The 17,925-nt window shown below is 44.9% G+C and carries 17 protein-coding genes; 4 read left to right on the top strand and 13 right to left on the bottom strand.

The window, feature by feature from the left end; translation table 11 throughout:
* Positions 1 to 17 precede the first annotated feature (17 nt).
* Positions 18 to 1,655: an eicosapentaenoate synthase subunit PfaD gene (gene pfaD / locus AB6D07_RS10055; protein WP_009847297.1), complete on the top strand. Its 1,638-nt coding sequence runs from the start codon at positions 18 to 20 to the stop codon at positions 1,653 to 1,655.
* A 94-nt stretch (positions 1,656 to 1,749) separates the two neighbouring features.
* Here the strand turns inward: pfaD and rnd are convergent, their stop codons facing one another.
* From rnd to AB6D07_RS10015, 8 genes are all read right to left on the bottom strand, one after another.
* Positions 1,750 to 2,868 carry a ribonuclease D gene (gene rnd / locus AB6D07_RS10050; protein WP_032500701.1) on the bottom strand — a complete coding sequence of 373 codons (1,119 nt, stop codon included), beginning with the start codon at positions 2,866 to 2,868 and terminating at the stop codon, positions 1,750 to 1,752.
* A gap of 142 nt (positions 2,869 to 3,010) precedes the next feature.
* On the bottom strand, positions 3,011 to 4,705 hold the full coding sequence (gene fadD / locus AB6D07_RS10045; protein WP_017096200.1) for a long-chain-fatty-acid--CoA ligase FadD: 1,695 nt from the start codon (positions 4,703 to 4,705) through the stop codon (positions 3,011 to 3,013).
* A 106-nt stretch (positions 4,706 to 4,811) separates the two neighbouring features.
* Positions 4,812 to 5,663, bottom strand: a complete 852-nt coding sequence (locus tag AB6D07_RS10040; RefSeq protein WP_017103223.1) for an alpha/beta fold hydrolase — start codon at positions 5,661 to 5,663, stop codon at positions 4,812 to 4,814.
* A gap of 47 nt (positions 5,664 to 5,710) precedes the next feature.
* On the bottom strand, positions 5,711 to 6,271 hold the full coding sequence (locus tag AB6D07_RS10035) for a Slp family lipoprotein (protein WP_009847301.1): 561 nt from the start codon (positions 6,269 to 6,271) through the stop codon (positions 5,711 to 5,713).
* A gap of 39 nt (positions 6,272 to 6,310) precedes the next feature.
* On the bottom strand, positions 6,311 to 6,616 hold the full coding sequence (locus tag AB6D07_RS10030) for a hypothetical protein (RefSeq protein ID WP_017074520.1): 306 nt from the start codon (positions 6,614 to 6,616) through the stop codon (positions 6,311 to 6,313).
* Positions 6,617 to 6,688: 72 nt separating this feature from the next.
* Positions 6,689 to 7,390 carry a tRNA (adenosine(37)-N6)-threonylcarbamoyltransferase complex dimerization subunit type 1 TsaB gene (tsaB, locus tag AB6D07_RS10025; protein ID WP_017103224.1) on the bottom strand — a complete coding sequence of 234 codons (702 nt, stop codon included), beginning with the start codon at positions 7,388 to 7,390 and terminating at the stop codon, positions 6,689 to 6,691.
* A gap of 59 nt (positions 7,391 to 7,449) precedes the next feature.
* Positions 7,450 to 9,378 (bottom strand): ATP-dependent DNA helicase, encoded by a 1,929-nt coding sequence (locus tag AB6D07_RS10020; protein ID WP_017101291.1) that lies wholly within the window; start codon positions 9,376 to 9,378, stop codon positions 7,450 to 7,452.
* A 150-nt stretch (positions 9,379 to 9,528) separates the two neighbouring features.
* Positions 9,529 to 9,729 carry a hypothetical protein gene (locus AB6D07_RS10015; RefSeq protein ID WP_029222965.1) on the bottom strand — a complete coding sequence of 67 codons (201 nt, stop codon included), beginning with the start codon at positions 9,727 to 9,729 and terminating at the stop codon, positions 9,529 to 9,531.
* A gap of 300 nt (positions 9,730 to 10,029) precedes the next feature.
* On the opposite strand from AB6D07_RS10015, the gene purU reads away from it, so the two are divergent.
* Complete coding sequence (purU, locus tag AB6D07_RS10010; RefSeq protein WP_012604522.1) at positions 10,030 to 10,863, top strand: formyltetrahydrofolate deformylase; 834 nt, start codon at positions 10,030 to 10,032, stop codon at positions 10,861 to 10,863.
* 285 nt (positions 10,864 to 11,148) lie between these two features.
* On the opposite strand, the gene AB6D07_RS10005 is transcribed toward purU, so the two are convergent.
* The gene (locus AB6D07_RS10005) at positions 11,149 to 11,745 is read right to left on the bottom strand and encodes a VOC family protein (RefSeq protein ID WP_017103226.1); all 597 of its coding nucleotides are present in this window, start codon (positions 11,743 to 11,745) and stop codon (positions 11,149 to 11,151) included.
* A 349-nt stretch (positions 11,746 to 12,094) separates the two neighbouring features.
* Between AB6D07_RS10005 and argS the strand changes: the two genes are divergently transcribed.
* Together argS and AB6D07_RS09995 are read left to right on the top strand one after the other, a co-directional pair.
* Complete coding sequence (gene argS / locus AB6D07_RS10000) at positions 12,095 to 13,828, top strand: arginine--tRNA ligase (protein ID WP_009847308.1); 1,734 nt, start codon at positions 12,095 to 12,097, stop codon at positions 13,826 to 13,828.
* Between the two features lie 269 nt (positions 13,829 to 14,097).
* The gene (locus tag AB6D07_RS09995) at positions 14,098 to 14,526 is read left to right on the top strand and encodes an HIT domain-containing protein (protein WP_017103227.1); all 429 of its coding nucleotides are present in this window, start codon (positions 14,098 to 14,100) and stop codon (positions 14,524 to 14,526) included.
* 137 nt (positions 14,527 to 14,663) lie between these two features.
* Here the strand turns inward: AB6D07_RS09995 and AB6D07_RS09990 are convergent, their stop codons facing one another.
* The 4 genes from AB6D07_RS09990 to AB6D07_RS09975 form a co-directional block, all read right to left on the bottom strand.
* Positions 14,664 to 14,894, bottom strand: coding sequence for a FeoC-like transcriptional regulator (locus tag AB6D07_RS09990; RefSeq protein ID WP_017103228.1), 231 nt, complete (start codon positions 14,892 to 14,894; stop codon positions 14,664 to 14,666).
* Positions 14,891 to 17,164 (bottom strand): Fe(2+) transporter permease subunit FeoB, encoded by a 2,274-nt coding sequence (gene feoB / locus AB6D07_RS09985; protein WP_017103229.1) that lies wholly within the window; start codon positions 17,162 to 17,164, stop codon positions 14,891 to 14,893. The genes AB6D07_RS09990 and feoB overlap by 4 nt, the downstream gene beginning before the upstream one ends.
* The gene (locus AB6D07_RS09980) at positions 17,165 to 17,386 is read right to left on the bottom strand and encodes a FeoA family protein (RefSeq protein WP_004734203.1); all 222 of its coding nucleotides are present in this window, start codon (positions 17,384 to 17,386) and stop codon (positions 17,165 to 17,167) included.
* Positions 17,387 to 17,716: 330 nt separating this feature from the next.
* Positions 17,717 to 17,923, bottom strand: coding sequence for a hypothetical protein (locus tag AB6D07_RS09975; RefSeq protein WP_372140714.1), 207 nt, complete (start codon positions 17,921 to 17,923; stop codon positions 17,717 to 17,719).
* Positions 17,924 to 17,925 lie beyond the last annotated feature (2 nt).

Here is a 17,925-nt window from a genome sequence, read left to right as displayed (position 1 = left end):
CTAGGAAAGAATTTAGTATGACAACTCAAACTACAATCAATAACGAAAAGCTATCTCCGTGGCCTTGGCAGATCGAAGAGAGCACAACTCGCTTTGATAACGCAGCAATGTCGACAATATTGAAAGACTTAAGCCTTGCTTGTTACGTCGTGAACCACCCAGAAAAAGGGTTAGGTGTTAGCCAACAAGCAGAGATTGCATCGGGCGATTCAGCAAGCTCAGCGAACAGCCAACCTGTTAGCGCCTTTGCTCCTGCACTTGGTACACAAAGCCTAGGCGACGAAGATTTTCGTCGCTGTCACGGCGTGAAATACGCTTACTATGCGGGCGCAATGGCAAACGGCATTTCATCTGAAGAGTTAGTGATTGCGCTTGGCCAAGCTGGCATTCTTTGTTCATTTGGCGCGGCGGGCTTAATCCCGTCTCGCGTTGAGCAAGCGATCAACCGTATTCAAGCAGCACTGCCAAACGGTCCTTATGCGTTTAACCTGATTCACAGCCCAAGCGAACCCGCTCTAGAGCGCGGCAGTGTAGAGCTATTTTTGAAACACAAAGTGAAAACGGTTGAGGCTTCTGCCTTCTTAGGCCTAACACCGCAGATCGTTCACTACCGTGCCGCGGGCCTTAGCCGCGATGCACAAGGTGAGATTCAGATTGGCAACAAGGTTATTGCTAAGGTAAGCCGTACTGAAGTTGCAAGTAAGTTCATGCAACCAGCTCCAGTTAAAATGCTGCAAGCTTTGGTTGATGAAGGTCGAATCACAGCAGAACAGATGGAACTGGCACAGCTGGTTCCTATGGCTGATGACATTACCGCAGAAGCCGATTCTGGTGGTCATACCGATAACCGTCCACTGGTTACCCTGCTGCCAACGATTCTTGCACTGAAAGAACAAACCCAAGCACAGTACCAATTCAAAACTCCGCTACGTGTCGGTTGTGGTGGTGGCGTAGGCACGCCTGACGCGGCTCTAGCGACGTTTAACATGGGTGCTGCTTACATTGTTACCGGTTCAATCAACCAAGCGTGTGTTGAGGCTGGCGCGAGCGAACACACACGTAAGCTGCTTTCGACAACTGAAATGGCTGACGTGACTATGGCTCCGGCAGCAGACATGTTCGAAATGGGCGTGAAACTGCAAGTGGTTAAGCGCGGCACTTTATTCCCAATGCGTGCGAACAAGTTGTATGAACTTTACACTCGCTACGACTCAATTGAAGCGATTCCAGTAGAAGAGCGTCTGAAGCTTGAGAAGCAAGTATTCCGTTCAACACTGGATGACATTTGGGCGGGGACTGTGGCGCACTTTAACGAGCGCGATCCTAAACAGATCGAGCGTGCTGAAGGTAACCCGAAACGTAAAATGGCGTTGATTTTCCGTTGGTACTTAGGTCTTTCAAGTCGTTGGTCAAACACAGGTGAACAAGGCCGTGAGATGGATTACCAAGTATGGGCAGGTCCTGCACTTGGCGCATTCAACGCATGGGCAAAAGACAGCTATCTAGATGATTACCAGCAGCGTAATGCCGTTGATCTTGCTAAGCATCTGATGCACGGTGCAGCTTACTTAGCTCGTGTTAACCTGCTGACCTCACAAGGTATCAAGCTTGATCCGGAACTAGCACGCTGGAAGCCGACGCAAAGAATGGCTTAAGTGCCGAGTAGCTAGCTAAATTTTACCAAATAAAAAAGCGACCTTAATTAGGTCGCTTTTCTTTGAATCATCGAAATGTCATTGCAGTCGTTGGTTATTTGATCGCTTTATTTAGCTTCTCGCCAACCACACCTAAACGCCAACCTTGCATAACATCTGGCAGCTTTTCAGGATTACGATCGTACTTCCAAATCCAGCTTAACACTTGGTTAAGTTGCTTCTTCGACGCTAAAAACTCAGTCGCTAAACCACTGTGTTGCGATGCTATTTTCACTTCATCTTTCAGCACTTTGAAGAGTTGCTTGTAACCTGGGTAGTCCATTAGACGTTCTACTGGCGCTGGGTACTCTTCTTCCGGTGTATGCTCAGCCAATTTCACGATTGAGCTAATCTTCGCACCATGGCGACGTACAGAACGGTAATCAAAACCTTCCTGCTCCATATGCTTCGGATCTTTCATCGCGAAACGAGCTACGGCCCATAGGTCTTGTTCTTTAAAGACAAAGTTCAGCGCTAAGTCACGCTTAATCGCTTCTTTTAAACGCCAAGTTGCTAGCGGTCTTAAAATAGCTAGCTGTTGAGGTTTTAGCTGCCACGCGCCTTTAATATCAAGGTAAGCGTTGTCTGGGTTTGCTTTACGGATGCGCTTAGCCACTTGTAAATCAGACTCTTGCTGCGCCGCTTCCCACCAGCCCGCTTCCATCACTTTTTCTAGAAGCTTGTTGTACATTGGCATCAAGTAGTGAACGTCTGCTGCTGCGTAGTCGAGTTGCTTTTGAGAAAGAGGACGCGCTAGCCAGTCGGTGCGAGATTCACTCTTATCTAGGTCAACGCCTACAAACTCTGAAACGAGAGCTGCAAAGCCAGTTGAAAGACCATGTCCTAAGAAGGCTGCCATGATCTGCGTATCAACCATTGGCGTTGGCGTACAACCAAATGCATTCTGGAACACTTCTAGATCTTCGCCACACGCATGTAATACTTTCAGTACTGACGTGTCTTTCAATAGCCCAACAAACGGTGTCATTTCATCAAGAGCAATAGGATCAATCAGTGACAGCGTTTCACCATCAAATAACTGAATTAAGCCTAATTGAGGGTAATAGGTTCTTGTACGAACGAACTCTGTATCAAGCATAACAACATCGGCTTCACGTGCTTGTTGGCAAACTCGCTCAAGGTCTTTCACTTGGGTAATGATTTGATAATCCACAAAAACTCTCACTGATTTTACTTTGATCGCCGAATACAAAAATGCCGACATTAACTGTCGGCATTCTAACACCATTTTTCAGCGCTCGCTTAGATTAAGCGCCTGAATGGTTTCGAGGGCTAATTTCTCGCAAACCCGACCATTACTCGCTTTCGCGTTTGGCAAGCTCTGCGTCGTTTTCTTCACGAAGCACTCGGCGCAAGATTTTGCCTACATTGGTTTTTGGTAGTTCTTCACGGAACTCAATCAATTTAGGGATCTTGTAACCTGTTAGGTGTTCACGACAGTGCGCGATAATGTCTTCTTTGGTTAGGCTAGGGTCACGTTTCACAACGTAAATCTTAACTAACTCACCTGACACTTCATGAGGTTGACCAATAGCCGCAACTTCTAACACTTTGCCATGCAGAGCCACAACATCTTCAATCTCGTTCGGGTAAACGTTGAAGCCAGACACAAGAATCATGTCTTTCTTACGGTCTACGATGTACAACAAGCCTTCGTCATCAAACTTAACGATGTCACCTGTCGATAGCCAACCGTCTTGGTCGATCACTTCTTTGGTCGCTTCTGGACGTTGCCAGTAGCCTTGCATCACTTGAGGACCACGAACCTGCAATTCACCCACTTGGTCATTGCCAACCACTTTACCTTCATCATCAACAATACGAACTTCTGTTGATGGTACTGGTAGGCCGATTGCACCGGTGTAGTCTTTCAGATCGTATGGGTTACCTGTGACCAAAGGAGCACATTCAGTTAAACCATAGCCTTCAAGTAGGTGGACACCTGTCGCTTTCTTCCATTGCTCAGCAACAGCGCGCTGAACCGCCATACCTCCGCCAACAGACAGACGCATGTTACTGAAATCCAACTCGTGGAAATCTTCGTTATTCACTAGCGCATTGAACAAGGTGTTTACGCCAGTAATCGCGGTAAACGGAACTTTTTGTAATTCTTTAATAAAGCCAGGAATGTCACGAGGGTTAGTAATCAAAAGGTTACGACCACCCATCTCAACAAACAGTAAGCAGTTCACTGTCAATGCAAATACATGGTAAAGCGGCAATGCCGTTACCACCAATTCACGGCCTTCTTGTAGCACAGGGCTGTATGCCCCTTTCGCTTGAAGTACGTTCGCAATCATATTGCGGTGCGTTAGAATTGCGCCCTTCGCTACACCCGTTGTACCACCTGTGTACTGTAGGAATGCGATGTCATCACCCGCCATAAACGGCTTCACATATTGAAGACGACGGCCTTTGTAAAGTGCCTTTCTGAATGAAATGGCACCCGGTAGATCGTACTTAGGCACCATCCCTTTCACGTATTTCACTACGAAGTCGACAATCGTACCTTTCGCTCGTGGCAACATTTGCCCAAGGCTAGTGAGTACAACGTGTTTAACCGGAGTTTTATCAACGACTTTCTCCAGTGTGCTCGCAAAGTTAGAAACGATAACAATCGCCTTTGCACCAGAGTCATTCAGTTGGTGTTCAAGTTCGCGAGGCGTGTACAGTGGGTTGACGTTCACAGCAATCATACCTGCACGCAGTACACCAAACAGTGCAATTGGGTATTGCAGCAAGTTTGGCATCATCAGCGCGACACGATCGCCTTTCTTCAGTTTTAGATCATTCTGCAAGTAAGCAGCAAAAGCACGACTGCGCTCTTCAAGCTTACGGAATGTCATAATCGATCCCATGTTCTCGAATGCAGGTTGGTCGGCGAACTTCTGTACCGACTGTTCAAACATTTCAATGAGAGATTGGTACTGATCTGGGTTGATCGTTTCTGGTACGTCACTTGGATAACGTGAAAGCCAAGGTTTATCCACGATGTTACTCCTCGTTTATCAGCTGACGACTGCTTCGCCGCTTTTTATCATTGCGGTATTACAGCACAGCTTTAGTGCATGAGCACTAAAAGGCTCAAACACTTGTTTAAATTTTGTTAACTACACCAAGAATTAGCTCTGAAACTAGCTCTGGGCTCTCTAAATGACAATGATGTCCGCCAGGAATCGTCTCTATATTCAGAGGACTATGCGCTGATTTGTAGCGATTATGCTGCAAATGTCGGAATCCATCATTCCCTAGGATTATTAATTGAGAGCATTCAATAGCCGCCATAATCGCTTCAGCGTGCGCCTGTGACATTCGATATAACGAGTCACATTTTAGATTAGGGTCGCATCGCCATTGCCAAGAGTTCTCAAACTCGACAATACCTCGCTCAACAATAGGAGCGATTAATTCAGCATTAATTTGGTTGGCGTGAGCTCTCAGCTTAATAGCATCCTCAAGACTTGCCAGAGGACGTGAAGGCTTTCTTCGCTGTCGAAGACGACTAAGTACCCCATCCCTCAAGCGAGAGACTGTTTCGTGGGGAGCTTCAGAAAGAGGTCCGTGACCTTCAATTTGAATTAATCCTGACACATTTTCAGGAAAGGCGGCACTATAGCAACTTGCTATCAATGCACCAAGTGAATGTCCTACCAGCACCAGTCTGTTTGGCGATAATTTGGTCACTAGCTGGTGTAAATCATCAATATAGTCGTGAAATGGGTAGTAACTCCCCGACTTATGCGACGAGAAACCGTGCCCAAAAAGATCGATCGCAACCAAGTGAGTATCTGGAGAAAGCTTAGAGACTTGCTGCATGACCTGAGTAAAACTTGCGGAATTGTCTAGCCAGCCATGAATAAAAACGACCGTCGTTACGGTCGTTTGTGGGTTGCCAATCTGTTGTGTTGCAAGTGTCCCGCTCGCAAGGGAATATGACTGTTCAATCATTGATAGTATGGTGTCCCTGTCATTGGGTATGTCGAGTTAAGGTTCGACTATTGCACATCTTGAATCACACGCCCTGACTTAGGCATGGTTTGAAAGCTGCGACAATGTAAACTGCGGCAAGAGTAGTAAGTTGGCGCAAAGTCATTAATGACCACTCTTTCAGTGATCTGCCATAAACGTTGATTGTAGACATTCATGACTGGGAAAGTGTAAGGGTATTCACCAACCATACCGTCTTCAGTGCTATTTGATGTACCAACTAAAGTAACTAAACGACCCTCAGCAAAGCTCAATGGTTCAACATAGCCGTCAATGTAACCAACAAAACGTCCTTTTGGTTCGGCATCAATATCAGGCTTACCACTACTAGAGATAGGTAAGTTCACCACTTCAACACGCGTTTTATCTTTCAGATTAGTGACTTTAGCAATCACGCCACCCAAACGAACATCACCGGCATCCGGTAGTGTGTTTACCCACTCTTGGTAGTCAGTTACCACCTGTTCTGAGTTTGCATTAAGTTCTTTAGGTAAAGAGGAGCACCCCATCACCATCGTAGAGAAAGCGACAAGGAAAAATAAGCGAGATTTAGATATGAGAGAATACATAATGCAGCTCCTTAGAGCAGGATAAATGAAAACACAAAGCTAGATATAAATATCGACCCCAATTAGCTTCGCAAGTTCCTCTTTTTTAGCTTGATTCATCACATCCATATACTCCTCCATCGCACGTCGTCCGCGCCCTTCTGGAAGATCATATTGAACCTGAGCCTTGTGAATCTCAGACTCTTTGACCTGGCGAATAGAATGCGAGACAGCATTCGCGACCTTTGTTGGCTGACCAACAGAGGTCTTTGCATCGCCTTTTTTTACCTCATTCTTTTTGTTGGTTCGATTGGTTTTAGATGTATTGCCTATCGAAGAAGGAGGTAAGCCGTTGATTGAAACCATGCTTAAAGAATTTATTACCTGATTTTAATAACGGCTCTACAAAATAAACTGCAGAGCCAAAATAATACGTATTTACTCGCGACCAGGCAGTTTTTTCCAAGTCACTTTATCACGTAGGTAAACCGGCTCAGACTCTTCAGCTGCAACCGCTTTGCCTTCAGCATAAGCAAATTGAGCAAGGAACGCCATGTCTTGAGCTTCTGGGAATAGCACTTCACACACTTTGGTGTTGATCGCTAGTGTGCCCATGTGCTCTGCATATGCTTCCCAACCTGTGCCTACTTTCGCCCATGTGTTGGAGTCCGCTTCAAGCTGTTCAGCCAACTCACCTGGAGGCGTCACACATTCCGCATCGACCGCAGTCCAACGACCATTATCTTCACGGCTGTAACGAGCCCAGTAAACTTCACTCATGCGAGCATCAATTGCTGTTGCAACATGAGTTTCGCCAAATTTACGGTAGCTGCCTTGCGCCATCGCTGCCAGTGTAGACACACCGATCATCGGCAAATCAGCACCAAAAGCTAAGCCTTGAGCAATACCAATGCCAATACGTACACCCGTGAAACTGCCCGGGCCTTGGCCAAACGCGATCGCGTCGATATCGGTTAAAGCAACATTCGCTTCTTTCAGTACTTCATCAACCATAGGTAGAATTTTTTTCGTATGGTCTCGAGGTGCCTCTTCGCTACGTGCGAACACCTGGTCACCAATTACTAGTGCAACTGAACAGTTTTCAGTTGCGGTATCTACTGCAAGAATTTTCGCGCTCATTTGTGTCTCAAATATTCGTTATCTAATCTAAAAATAATGGCTAAGATCAACAATGCTAATTACTCAGCAGCGGTTGAATGGTCTTTAGCTAAGAATTCTTTAATGATCCCTAAGTCACGGGTACGTGGGATAGGCGGTAAACTCGCCAAAAACACACCACCGTAATCGCGGGTCACCAAGCGGTTATCGCAAATAATTAAAGCGCCATTGTCACGTTTATCACGTATTAATCGGCCGACACCTTGTTTCAAGGTAATCACGGCGTCTGGCAACTGTACCTGTGCAAAAGGATCACCCCCTTTTAACTTACAGTCCTCGATTCGAGCCTTAAGTAAAGGGTCATCAGGGGCTGTAAAGGGCAATTTATCGATGATAACACAGCTTAATGCGTCGCCCCTAACATCTATCCCCTCCCAGAAAGCGCCAGTAGCCACCAGCAATGCGTTACCTAATTCCATGAATTCGGCTAAGGTTTTTTGCTTACTTGTCTCACCTTGCAGCAGAACTGGAACCGAGAGCGTTTCACGGAATCGCTCCCCCAACTCTTTCATCATGCTATGTGAAGTACACAAAAAGAAACAGCGACCTTGGTTTTGCTCAATCACAGGGGTCAGCATTCTTACTAGCTTGTCCGCTAAGCCCGGGCTATTCGGTTCTGGTAGATAGCGAGGCACACACAAACGCGCCTGATTTGGGTAATCAAACGGGCTCGGTAGTGAAAACTGTGCTGACGGTTTTAACCCAAGCCGTGAGGTGAAATGGTCGAAATCGTCCGACACGGCCAAAGTTGCAGAGGTAAACACCCAAGCACCCGGTTTTAGCTCAATCTGCTCATGGAATTTGTCGGCGACTGAGAGTGGCGTGATGTGCAAAGCAAAGTGTCGTGGCGTGGTGTCATACCAATACGAATAACCAGTAATCGACACGTCACATACACGTTCGATACGCGACTTAATCATGGTTGCACGCTCGAAAGCCGTGTCTAACAACTGGCTTCGACCCAATGCTAATTTCAATACATCAACGGCCAATTGCAACGCATCTTGTAAGCGAACTAACTCTCTCGCAATCGACTCTGACTTCAATGCTTCACGCCAGTTACCGCGAAAGCCCGTATCGCCAAGCACAATGCGTAGATCGGCTGACGATTGAACGAGCCTATCCCCTACTTTCTGCAGTTGGCGCATGTCTTTGGCTTCAGTTCGGTAAGCAATTTCAATGTCCTTGGCTAGCTCTTGGATCTGTCGGCTGGAAACCGATTGTCCGAAGTATTGGCTAGCGATATCGGGAAGTTGGTGCGCTTCATCGAAGATAAACACATCGGCTTCAGGTATCAGCTCACCAAACCCGGTTTCTTTGATCGCTAAATCCGCGAGAAACAAGTGGTGGTTCACTACAACAACATCAGAATCCATCGCTTTTTTACGCGCCTTCAGCACAAAGCAATCGGTGTAGCTTGGGCACTCTTTGCCTAAGCAGTTGTCGTTAGTCGAGGTAATGGTTGGAATGACCGGGCTATCTTCAGCAATATCATCACAGTCACCTAAATCGCCAGTTTGAGTCGCTGACGACCAACTGCGCACTTTCACCAACTGAGCTAACAGCGTTGGATCGGTGTGAGTGCCATGGCTCTCGATCATTTGACGACTGAGCCTGTCCAAGCACAAATAGTTTGAACGGCCTTTGAGTAACGCAACCTGACCATAAAAACCAAGCGCATCGACCATCAATGGTAAATCTCGGTGAAACAGCTGTTCTTGAAGGTTTTTAGACCCCGTACTGATGATCGTTTTCTTACCACTCAGCAGTGCTGGCACTAGATAAGCAAACGTCTTACCTGTTCCCGTTCCCGCTTCAACGACCAATTGGCTCTGTTGTTCAATAGCCTGTGAAACCGCTTCAGCCATGTCTAGCTGAGCTTGTCGAGGTTGGAACCCAGGGATCGCTTTACCCAAAGCACCATCAGCAGAAAACGTTTTAGATATCATAGAGTACGAAGTTTAGAAAAATAGAAGGCGAATTATGGCAGGTTTAGTGAGCCGGCGCGAATCAAGAATGACTTCGCACCGGAGGTGTTTGGTTTGGGTTAAGCTACCTAGAAGGTAAGAATTGAAGAAATAAAAATCAAAGAATCGTTATTATTTTCGGCTGAGATAACGCGACAACCAAGGGGCGCCTTCAAAATGATTATCGCAATGCTGCATGGCTTTCACTGCATCGGTTGGTGAGGTTTTACTTTCCCACATTTCATCTAGAACATTACCATCTAACTCTGTACTTCCCGCTAATGAATTCACTCGTTTGCAGTACAGTTTTTTTGCTAGTAACTCTTTATCCATAAGTATCACCTCTATTTTTGGCCAAAGCGTCAATGCCTCGGTTGAAGTTCAAATGCGTACTACGGTCAAAACTTGAAAAATGAAGCTTCTGCCTTTTTTTCTATCGAAAAACTGATATTTCTATATAAAACAATTTATCGATGCGATAAATGAGCAGCAGAATTTGTTGAAACCAACTTGATAATAGATTAATTATAACGGTGATACTGCGGCTCAGTTCACCGTTCGACGGCCTGCGTTAAATTTTGAAGAATCCCGATTTCATATAATAAGTGCAACATTCATGGAAGTAAGATGCAAATGGAAAGAAAAACTTTATTAACACATTGTACTGACGCCCCTGGCCTCATCTCAAAGATCACCAACATTTGTTATAAGCACCAACTCAATATTATTCACAATAATGAGTTCGTTGATAACACAAGTGGCCACTTCTTTATGCGCACCGAGCTAGAGGGCTACTTCAATGACGAAACCTTACTCGCCGATTTAGACCAAGCCCTGCCAGAAAACACAAAACGTAAGCTGGTTGATTCATCTCGTAAGCGTGTTGTGATTCTGGTAACTAAAGAAGCACACTGCCTTGGCGATATTCTGATGAAGAACTTCGATGGCAGTTTAGATGTTGATATTGCGGCAGTAGTTGGTAACTACGATACACTACAAAGCCTAACCGAGCGTTTTGATATCCCTTACCACCATGTTTCTCACGAAGGATTAAACCGTGAAGAACATGAGAAGAAGATGCTTGAAGTCATTGACCAGTATGAGGCGGACTATCTAGTGCTTGCTAAATACATGCGAGTGCTGACGCCGGGGTTTGTTGAGAAGTACAACCACAAAATCATCAACATTCACCACAGTTTCTTGCCAGCATTCATTGGTGCTAAGCCATACCAGCAAGCTTACGAGCGCGGTGTGAAGATCATTGGTGCAACGGCGCACTTTGTGACAAACGATCTCGATGAAGGTCCAATCATCAAGCAAGATGTTATCCCAGTGGATCACAACTTCAGCGCAAAAGACATGGCACAAGCGGGTCGTGACGTAGAGAAGAACGTGTTGAGCAAGGCTTTAAACAAAGTGATCAACGATCATGTGTTTGTTTACGGCAACAAGACCGTGATTTTGTAGGTCGGAGGTTCGATTTCCGGTAAGACTTCCAGTTAAAACCCAATAAAAAACACGCAATAGGGTTAATCCATTGCGCGTTTTTTGTATCTGATGATCTGAATAGCTTTATGAGATTTCCGACTACGGGAATGACGAACTCGGTGATGAATCTTATAACTATAGGCTCTAACATGCGCCCTCGAACACTCAGACTGTCAGCACTAAAGATAGACCTGGCAAACACCCCGTCATTCCGACGAGCCTAGGCGAGATCAGGAATCTATTCCCAGCCACTCTCGAATCAAATTAGGCCTGTTCTGACTCAACAATCTTCTTCAAAGAGTGTGGATGCAGCTTAATGCAAATCCCTTGATGCTTGAATGCAACCGTTGGATTATTCAAACGTTCCCCCTCACCTTTCGGGCTAGAGAGTTTTATCTTAATGCCTTGATCTGCCAAATTTTCAAACTTAGCAGCGAACTGTGGATAAGTCTCTTTAAGATCCGCTAAGTACTCATCAGCCGTTTGAGCGTGAGACGGAATCACAAATTCTACATGCTCCCAATCTTGGCTCGGGTAAACCTTGCCTTCAGCTGGGTATGGAAGCTCTAAACATTCAATCTTCCAACCAAGGCTTTGCAATGGTTTATCGAAAGCCAACACCACAATGGGACGACCATTGATCATCGCTTCTGAAATCGTAGAGCCGTATTCAGACCATGCTTGATGTGCTAATTTCGCAAGCTCAGTTTCATTGATTCTTAATGCAATATGATCCGCTTGAGCAAAGCTTAAATCCAAACCCAGCACATTTCCGAGGTTCTCAATTTTCGTCATAAACGTATCAAGGCGTGCAATCATTTGTTGTGGTTCTAGTTCAGCTTGCTTCAGGCTCATCGTCATTGTCTATGTTCTCCAAATAATGGCAGCATGGTATCAGTTTTACTTCCAGCAACAAGCGCTGCTTTGACAAAAAACACTCAAAAAGTACCGTGTCTTACTTTCCTAAATAGACAAACTTGGCTTGGTCAAAGTTGATTGTCAAAAACCCCTCAGGAAATGTTAATTTTCTATCAATTCGACCTATAAGAAAGCCCACAAAATTGGTATGATTAACGCCATTTTTGTGAACTTAAACAGAGTCTGTTGTTCATTTCAGCATTAAATCGTTAACTAGAAGCATAATTAGCCAAATTTAATGCCCACGAAATAACGGCTACTCTTATTCATCCTTGAATTGAAGGAAACGCGTGTGAATATCCAAGCACTGATTAATGACAAAGTATCTCAGGCTCTAGAAGCCGCTGGCGCACCTGCAGGCTCTCCTGCGGCTGTCCGTCAATCTGCAAAACCACAATTTGGTGACTACCAAGCAAACGGCATTATGGGTGTTGCTAAACGACTAGGCACTAACCCTCGAGAATTTGCTCAAAAAGTATTGGACGTTCTAAACCTAGACGGTATCGCTTCTAAAGTTGAAATCGCAGGTCCAGGTTTCCTAAACATCTTCCTAGATGAAACGTTCCTGGCACAACAAGCAGACGCAGCGCTTGCTGACTCTCGCCTTGGTGTTTCAGCCGCAGAAGCACAAACGATTGTTGCTGACTACTCAGCTCCAAACGTTGCAAAAGAAATGCACGTAGGCCACTTACGTTCAACGATCATCGGTGATGCTGTTGTTCGTACACTTGAGTTCTTAGGTCACAAAGTTATCCGTGCTAACCACATTGGTGACTGGGGTACTCAATTCGGTATGCTTATCGCAAACCTTGAGCGCATCCAAGCTGAAACTGGTGAAGTTTCAATGGAACTGTCAGATCTTGAGCAGTTCTACCGTGAATCTAAAAAGCTTTACGACGAAGACGAAGAATTCGCTGTGAAAGCTCGTGGCTACGTAGTGAAACTGCAAGGTGGCGACGCATACTGTGCTGAAATGTGGAAAAAGCTGGTTGACGTAACCATGGTTCAAAACCAACGTAACTACGATCGCCTGAACGTATCACTGACACGTGATGATGTGATGGGTGAAAGTATGTACAACCATATGCTTTCAAACATCGTTTCTGACCTACAAACACAAGGTCTAGCAAAAGAGTCTGACGGCGCACAAGTTGTATTCCTAGACGAATACAAAAACAAAGATGGCGACCCTATGGGCGTTATCGTGCAAAAACGTGACGGTGGCTTCCTGTACACCACCACCGATATTGCATGTGCTAAATACCGTTTTGAAGAACTGGGCGCAGACCGCGTACTTTACTTCATCGACTCTCGTCAGCACCAACATCTAATGCAAGCTTGGACTATCGTTCGTAAAGCGGGTTATGTTCCTGAGTCTGTATCTCTTGAGCACCACGCGTTCGGCATGATGCTAGGTAAAGATGGCAAGCCATTTAAAACTCGTGCTGGCGGTACAGTGCGTCTTGCTGACCTTCTGGACGAAGCAGAAGTACGTGCAACTCAGCTGATTGAATCTAAAAACCCTGAGCTAGCAGAAGACGAGAAGAAAACCATCGCGAACACAGTTGCAATGGCGGCTGTTAAATACGCAGACCTTTCTAAGCACCGTACCACTGATTACGTGTTCGACTGGGAAAACATGCTGGCATTTGAAGGCAACACAGCACCGTACATGCAGTACGCATACACTCGTGTCGCTTCAATCTTTGCTAAAGCAGGCATTTCTATGGACTCTCTTGAAGGTGAAATCAAAATCACTGAAGAGAAAGAGAAAGCCCTTATCGCGAAACTTCTACAATTTGAAGAAGCGGTACAGTCTGTTGCTCGTGAAGGTCAACCGCACATCATGTGTAGCTACCTGTTCGAACTTGCTGGTCAATTCTCTAGCTTCTACGAAGCGTGCCCTATCCTTGTGGCTGAAGATGAAACCGTTAAACAGAGCCGCCTGAAGCTTGCTGCACTGACAGCTAAGACTATCAAGCAAGGTCTGTCGCTTCTAGGTATTGAAACTCTAGAGCGCATGTAATTCCCTTCGGGTTACAATGAATAAATACAAAGGTTGATGTGAGAGCATCAACCTTTTGTTTTATCTAACGTATACTGATACCAATCGTAGTAAATAACTAATCATCCTAGCTGGTTAAAACGCTCGATAACTGCGTTAGAATTTTTGATTGTAGAGTAACTACTTATCAAAAGAATCTGCCTTGTTCTCAAACCTTTTTCCTGCGCTATTTCTGATCATTTACTTACTGTGATTGGTATGACTTCAAGAAATCGAAATGGATAATAATAATGAGCTTTGAACTTCACCCACAGTTAGCAAAAGACACCACGCTTATCGGCGAATTTCCACTAAGCTTGGCGCTGCTAAGCAAAGACGGTGCAGTGCCTTGGGTTATCTTGGTACCCAAACGCGCCAACCTAAAAGAGTTGCACCATCTACCAATGAAAGAACAACAGCAGTTCTTACTTGAGTCTCAAGCGGTAAGCCAAGCATTAGAAGCGACATTCCAACCAGACAAATTAAACCTAGGCGCGCTAGGTAACATGGTGCCACAACTGCACATTCACCATATTGCACGTTTCAAAGATGACATCGCATGGCCAGGCCCGGTATGGGGAAATACCAAAGGTGAGCAGCGTACGGAAGAAGAACAAGCTGCAATCCATACTCGTATCCAGAACGTTTTGTCGCTGAGTTCTATCTTCAAGAAAGCGTAATTTGAGTTAGTCTCATTGAGCTTTAAAACAAGACAGTTCAGAAAAGACACATAACAAAAAACCGCTCACCTAAAATAGGTGAGCGGCTTTTTTATTGTCTAATATCGTCGCTTTCAACGAGAGTATGAAGACCTGAACTACATCATCACATTCAGTGACAAACCATCTTGTTTGCTGATGGTGTAGCGAATACGTGTTGTGTGACCATGCTTATTGGTGTCGACCAAGCGAGATATCTTGCCTTTCTTGACCCACACTCCCAGCATCGCATCGATACCGTCTTCACTTACCCCAAACTTAGATGCAAGCTCACTACGAGCAGCAACACCTTCGTTATCAATGTATCGATGAAGTTCAGTTAAAATCATACTACTTGCACCTCAAGTGCTTTTTGCTTACTGCCGATTTTCTTGAAGATGCGATACGTCACCACAAAACCACCAGCAATTGCCACCATCCACACAGCACTACTTACTGGGTGTACAGCGAAGTTTGCTGCTTGGTAATAGAAGGTCGCACCGAAGTAACCAAGTGCCATTGTCCAAACTGCGATGAAGCGGGCAAACGTCTGACCAAATTCACGAACATAAGCACCCATCGCTGCCACACAAGGTGTGTAAAGCAAGATTAGGATTAAGTAAGCAAACGCAGCGTGGCCTGATACAAACTTATCTTTCAAGTTACCAAAGATCGAAGTATCAACCTCTTGATCAGCAGCCACAGAACTAGAGTCAGACAAGTCACCAACTTCAATGCCTAATGGATCGGAATAGCTCAAACCAGCAAGGTTTTCAGGAATGGTCATTACGGCTTCTTCTAAACTTGCCGCTAGATCAAACTCAGCCGCTTCTTCATCAGAAGGTGTGGTGTATAAGCTATTTAGCGTACCAACCACGGCTTCTTTCGCAAAAATACCGGTAATGATACCAACCGTTGCAGGCCAGTTCTCTTCAGTAATACCAATCGGTTGGAACACTGGAGTTACAACTTGAGCCGCTTTAGATAGCACAGAACTTTCACTGTCTTCGTTACCAAAACTGCCGTCCATACCTAATGAATTCAAGAAACTCAGAATTGCCACAACCATTACAATGGTTTTACCTGCGCCAAGCACGAAACGTTTCAGCTTCTGCCAAGTTTTCAGCATCACGTTTTGCACGGTCGGCAATTCGTAATCCGGCATTTCCATAACCAAGCTATCGCTGCTACCAGGATAGATAGTATTTTTAAGGAACAAGCCCGTAAATACAGAAGCCAGAATACCCATGATGTACAGAGCGAACACAACGTTTTGTCCAGCACCAGGAAAGAATGCAGCAGCAAACAGTGCGTATACAGGTAGACGAGCACCACATGACATAAAGGGTGCCATTGATGCGGCGAGTTTACGTTCGCGCTCTTGGTCAAGAGTACGAGTTGCCATGATAGAAGGTACGTTACAGCCAAAACCCAGAACAAGTGGTACAAATGCTTTGCCCGGTAAGCCAATCTTCTGCATCACTTTATCCAGTACAAATGCAGCGCGGGCCATGTAGCCTGAACTTTCTAGTACCGCTAAGAATAAGTAAAGCGCGGCAATCACCGGAATAAAGGTCGCAACCGTTTGGATACCACCACCAATACCATCAGCAAGAACGGTGACTAGCCAAATCGGTAAGTGACCATCTAATAAGTGATGTCCGCCATCAACTAATATTGCGCCAACACCAATATCGAAGAAGTCGATAAACGCGCTACCAATATTGATAGAGAACATAAACATTAGGTACATGATGACGAAGAAGAAAGGAATCCCGACCCATTTATTCAAAATGAATTGATCGGCTTTCTCTGTGAAATTACGGCTCAGTTTGCCTTCGCTGCGACGAACTCGTTTACAAAGTTCATGTAAGAAAGTGTATTTAGCGTCAGCAACAGCAAGATCAATATCGAAATCGGCACCAAGACGCACACTATCAATTTGAGTGCGAGTTTGTGGGGCCAAACCATTCAATACCAAGTAATCATTTTCTAAAGCACGAATCGCTAGCGCTCGGTGAGATACGTCAGCATCATCAAATTGTGACTCAACAGAAGGAATAAGAGCTTCTAACGCGGCATCGTAATCAATCGAGATAGGATCAAGACTCACACCTTGAACCAGAAGCTTATGCAAACGCTCTTTAAAACGAACCACTTGTCCTTTATCGTTTGCTGACAAGCTTAGAACCGGGCAACCTAGCTCTTTTTCTAGAGCCTTAAGATTAATCACCTGACGCTCACGCTTTAATACATCCATTTTGTTCAATACAACGATCATTGGGCGACCCAACTCTCGCAATTGTAATGTCATGTATAAGCTTCTTTCCAAACAGCTAGCATCAACAACATTGATGATCACGTCCGCGGGGTGAGTAAGCACGGCGCGTGATGCAATAGACTCATCGATACTGTTTGCATCATTACCACTGTCTAGTGCATAAATGCCTGGTAAATCCGTTAACTGGAATTGATCACCAGCGTGCGAATATAAACCGGTTTTCTTTTCTACGGTCACACCAACCCAGTTACCAACGTGCTGTTTTGCGCCAGTTAATGCGTTAAATAATGTTGTTTTACCACTATTAGGGTTACCAACAGTAAGAACTTGATAATCCATTTAGATAACCTCGATTTGTTCTGCAATGCTTTCACGAATGGCTATAGAAACACCTCTCACTTCAACTTGAAGCGGATCACCCATAGGTGCACGACGGATAAGTGTCACCTCGGTTTTTGGCAACATGCCCATAACCATTAGTTTTTTTCTAACGTCTGGTGTTAAACCTGTAAGTGCAACAATAGAAGCCGCTTTTCCTTGCTCTAGTTGTGAGAGTTTCATAAGTACCCAGTTCGAGATTGATAATGAGAAAGATTGTTATTACCGACATAATACACGCACATACCCACAATTCTATTGTGTGAAATCAATGTTTTCGAAAATACACTCTCGTAAATTTCGTTAAAAACGTTTACGTCAAAAACGTTACTTTCAACAATTAGTGGGGACTACCTCACTAGTACGCGTCAACCAAAAAACAGTAAAACACTAATAATCAACAACTTATAATAATGTCGGTTTTCTCACAGTCATCTGTCGTTAATTTTATAAGCAAAACAAGTCGCTACCCGTATAGTTACTCCATCGAAGAGAAACTCTTTCTCTTTAATTTTATTCCAGAGGTGATGTGGCTAGCCATATCACTCCGGCAGCAAGCGAAGGTGTCATTGGCACCCGTGGTATAGTCCCCCCGGCTATACCACGATATTTTTTTTCTTCCTTTTGTTTTAACCCACAAACCTTTTTAAATTCCCCAACTATCGTTATATCTCGTATCTCGTATCTCGTATCTCGTATCTCGTATCTCGTATCTCGTATCT

The sequence above is a fragment of the Vibrio sp. 10N.239.312.C11 genome (assembly GCF_041466065.1).
GTDB lineage: Bacteria > Pseudomonadota > Gammaproteobacteria > Enterobacterales > Vibrionaceae > Vibrio > Vibrio tasmaniensis_A.
Note: the sequence above shows the minus strand (reverse complement) of the source record. Positions and strands in the feature narration are given on the sequence as shown.

Bases quoted from the DNA above. Each gene is read 5' to 3' on its own strand.
- AB6D07_RS10015 (WP_029222965.1), bottom strand. From the start codon at position 9,729: ATGGATAAAGAGTTACTAGCAAAAAAACTGTACTGCAAACGAGTGAAT.
- tsaB (WP_017103224.1), bottom strand. From the start codon at position 7,390: ATGAGCGCGAAAATTCTTGCAGTAGATACCGCAACTGAAAACTGTTCA.
- AB6D07_RS10020 (WP_017101291.1), bottom strand. From the start codon at position 9,378: ATGATATCTAAAACGTTTTCTGCTGATGGTGCTTTGGGTAAAGCGATC.
- AB6D07_RS10035 (WP_009847301.1), bottom strand. From the start codon at position 6,271: ATGTATTCTCTCATATCTAAATCTCGCTTATTTTTCCTTGTCGCTTTC.
- AB6D07_RS09995 (WP_017103227.1), top strand. From the start codon at position 14,098: ATGAGCTTTGAACTTCACCCACAGTTAGCAAAAGACACCACGCTTATC.
- pfaD (WP_009847297.1), top strand. From the start codon at position 18: ATGACAACTCAAACTACAATCAATAACGAAAAGCTATCTCCGTGGCCT.
- AB6D07_RS10030 (WP_017074520.1), bottom strand. From the start codon at position 6,616: ATGGTTTCAATCAACGGCTTACCTCCTTCTTCGATAGGCAATACATCT.
- AB6D07_RS09980 (WP_004734203.1), bottom strand. From the start codon at position 17,386: ATGAAACTCTCACAACTAGAGCAAGGAAAAGCGGCTTCTATTGTTGCA.
- AB6D07_RS10005 (WP_017103226.1), bottom strand. From the start codon at position 11,745: ATGACGATGAGCCTGAAGCAAGCTGAACTAGAACCACAACAAATGATT.
- purU (WP_012604522.1), top strand. From the start codon at position 10,030: ATGGAAAGAAAAACTTTATTAACACATTGTACTGACGCCCCTGGCCTC.
- feoB (WP_017103229.1), bottom strand. From the start codon at position 17,164: ATGGATTATCAAGTTCTTACTGTTGGTAACCCTAATAGTGGTAAAACA.
- AB6D07_RS10040 (WP_017103223.1), bottom strand. From the start codon at position 5,663: ATGATTGAACAGTCATATTCCCTTGCGAGCGGGACACTTGCAACACAA.
- AB6D07_RS09990 (WP_017103228.1), bottom strand. From the start codon at position 14,894: ATGATTTTAACTGAACTTCATCGATACATTGATAACGAAGGTGTTGCT.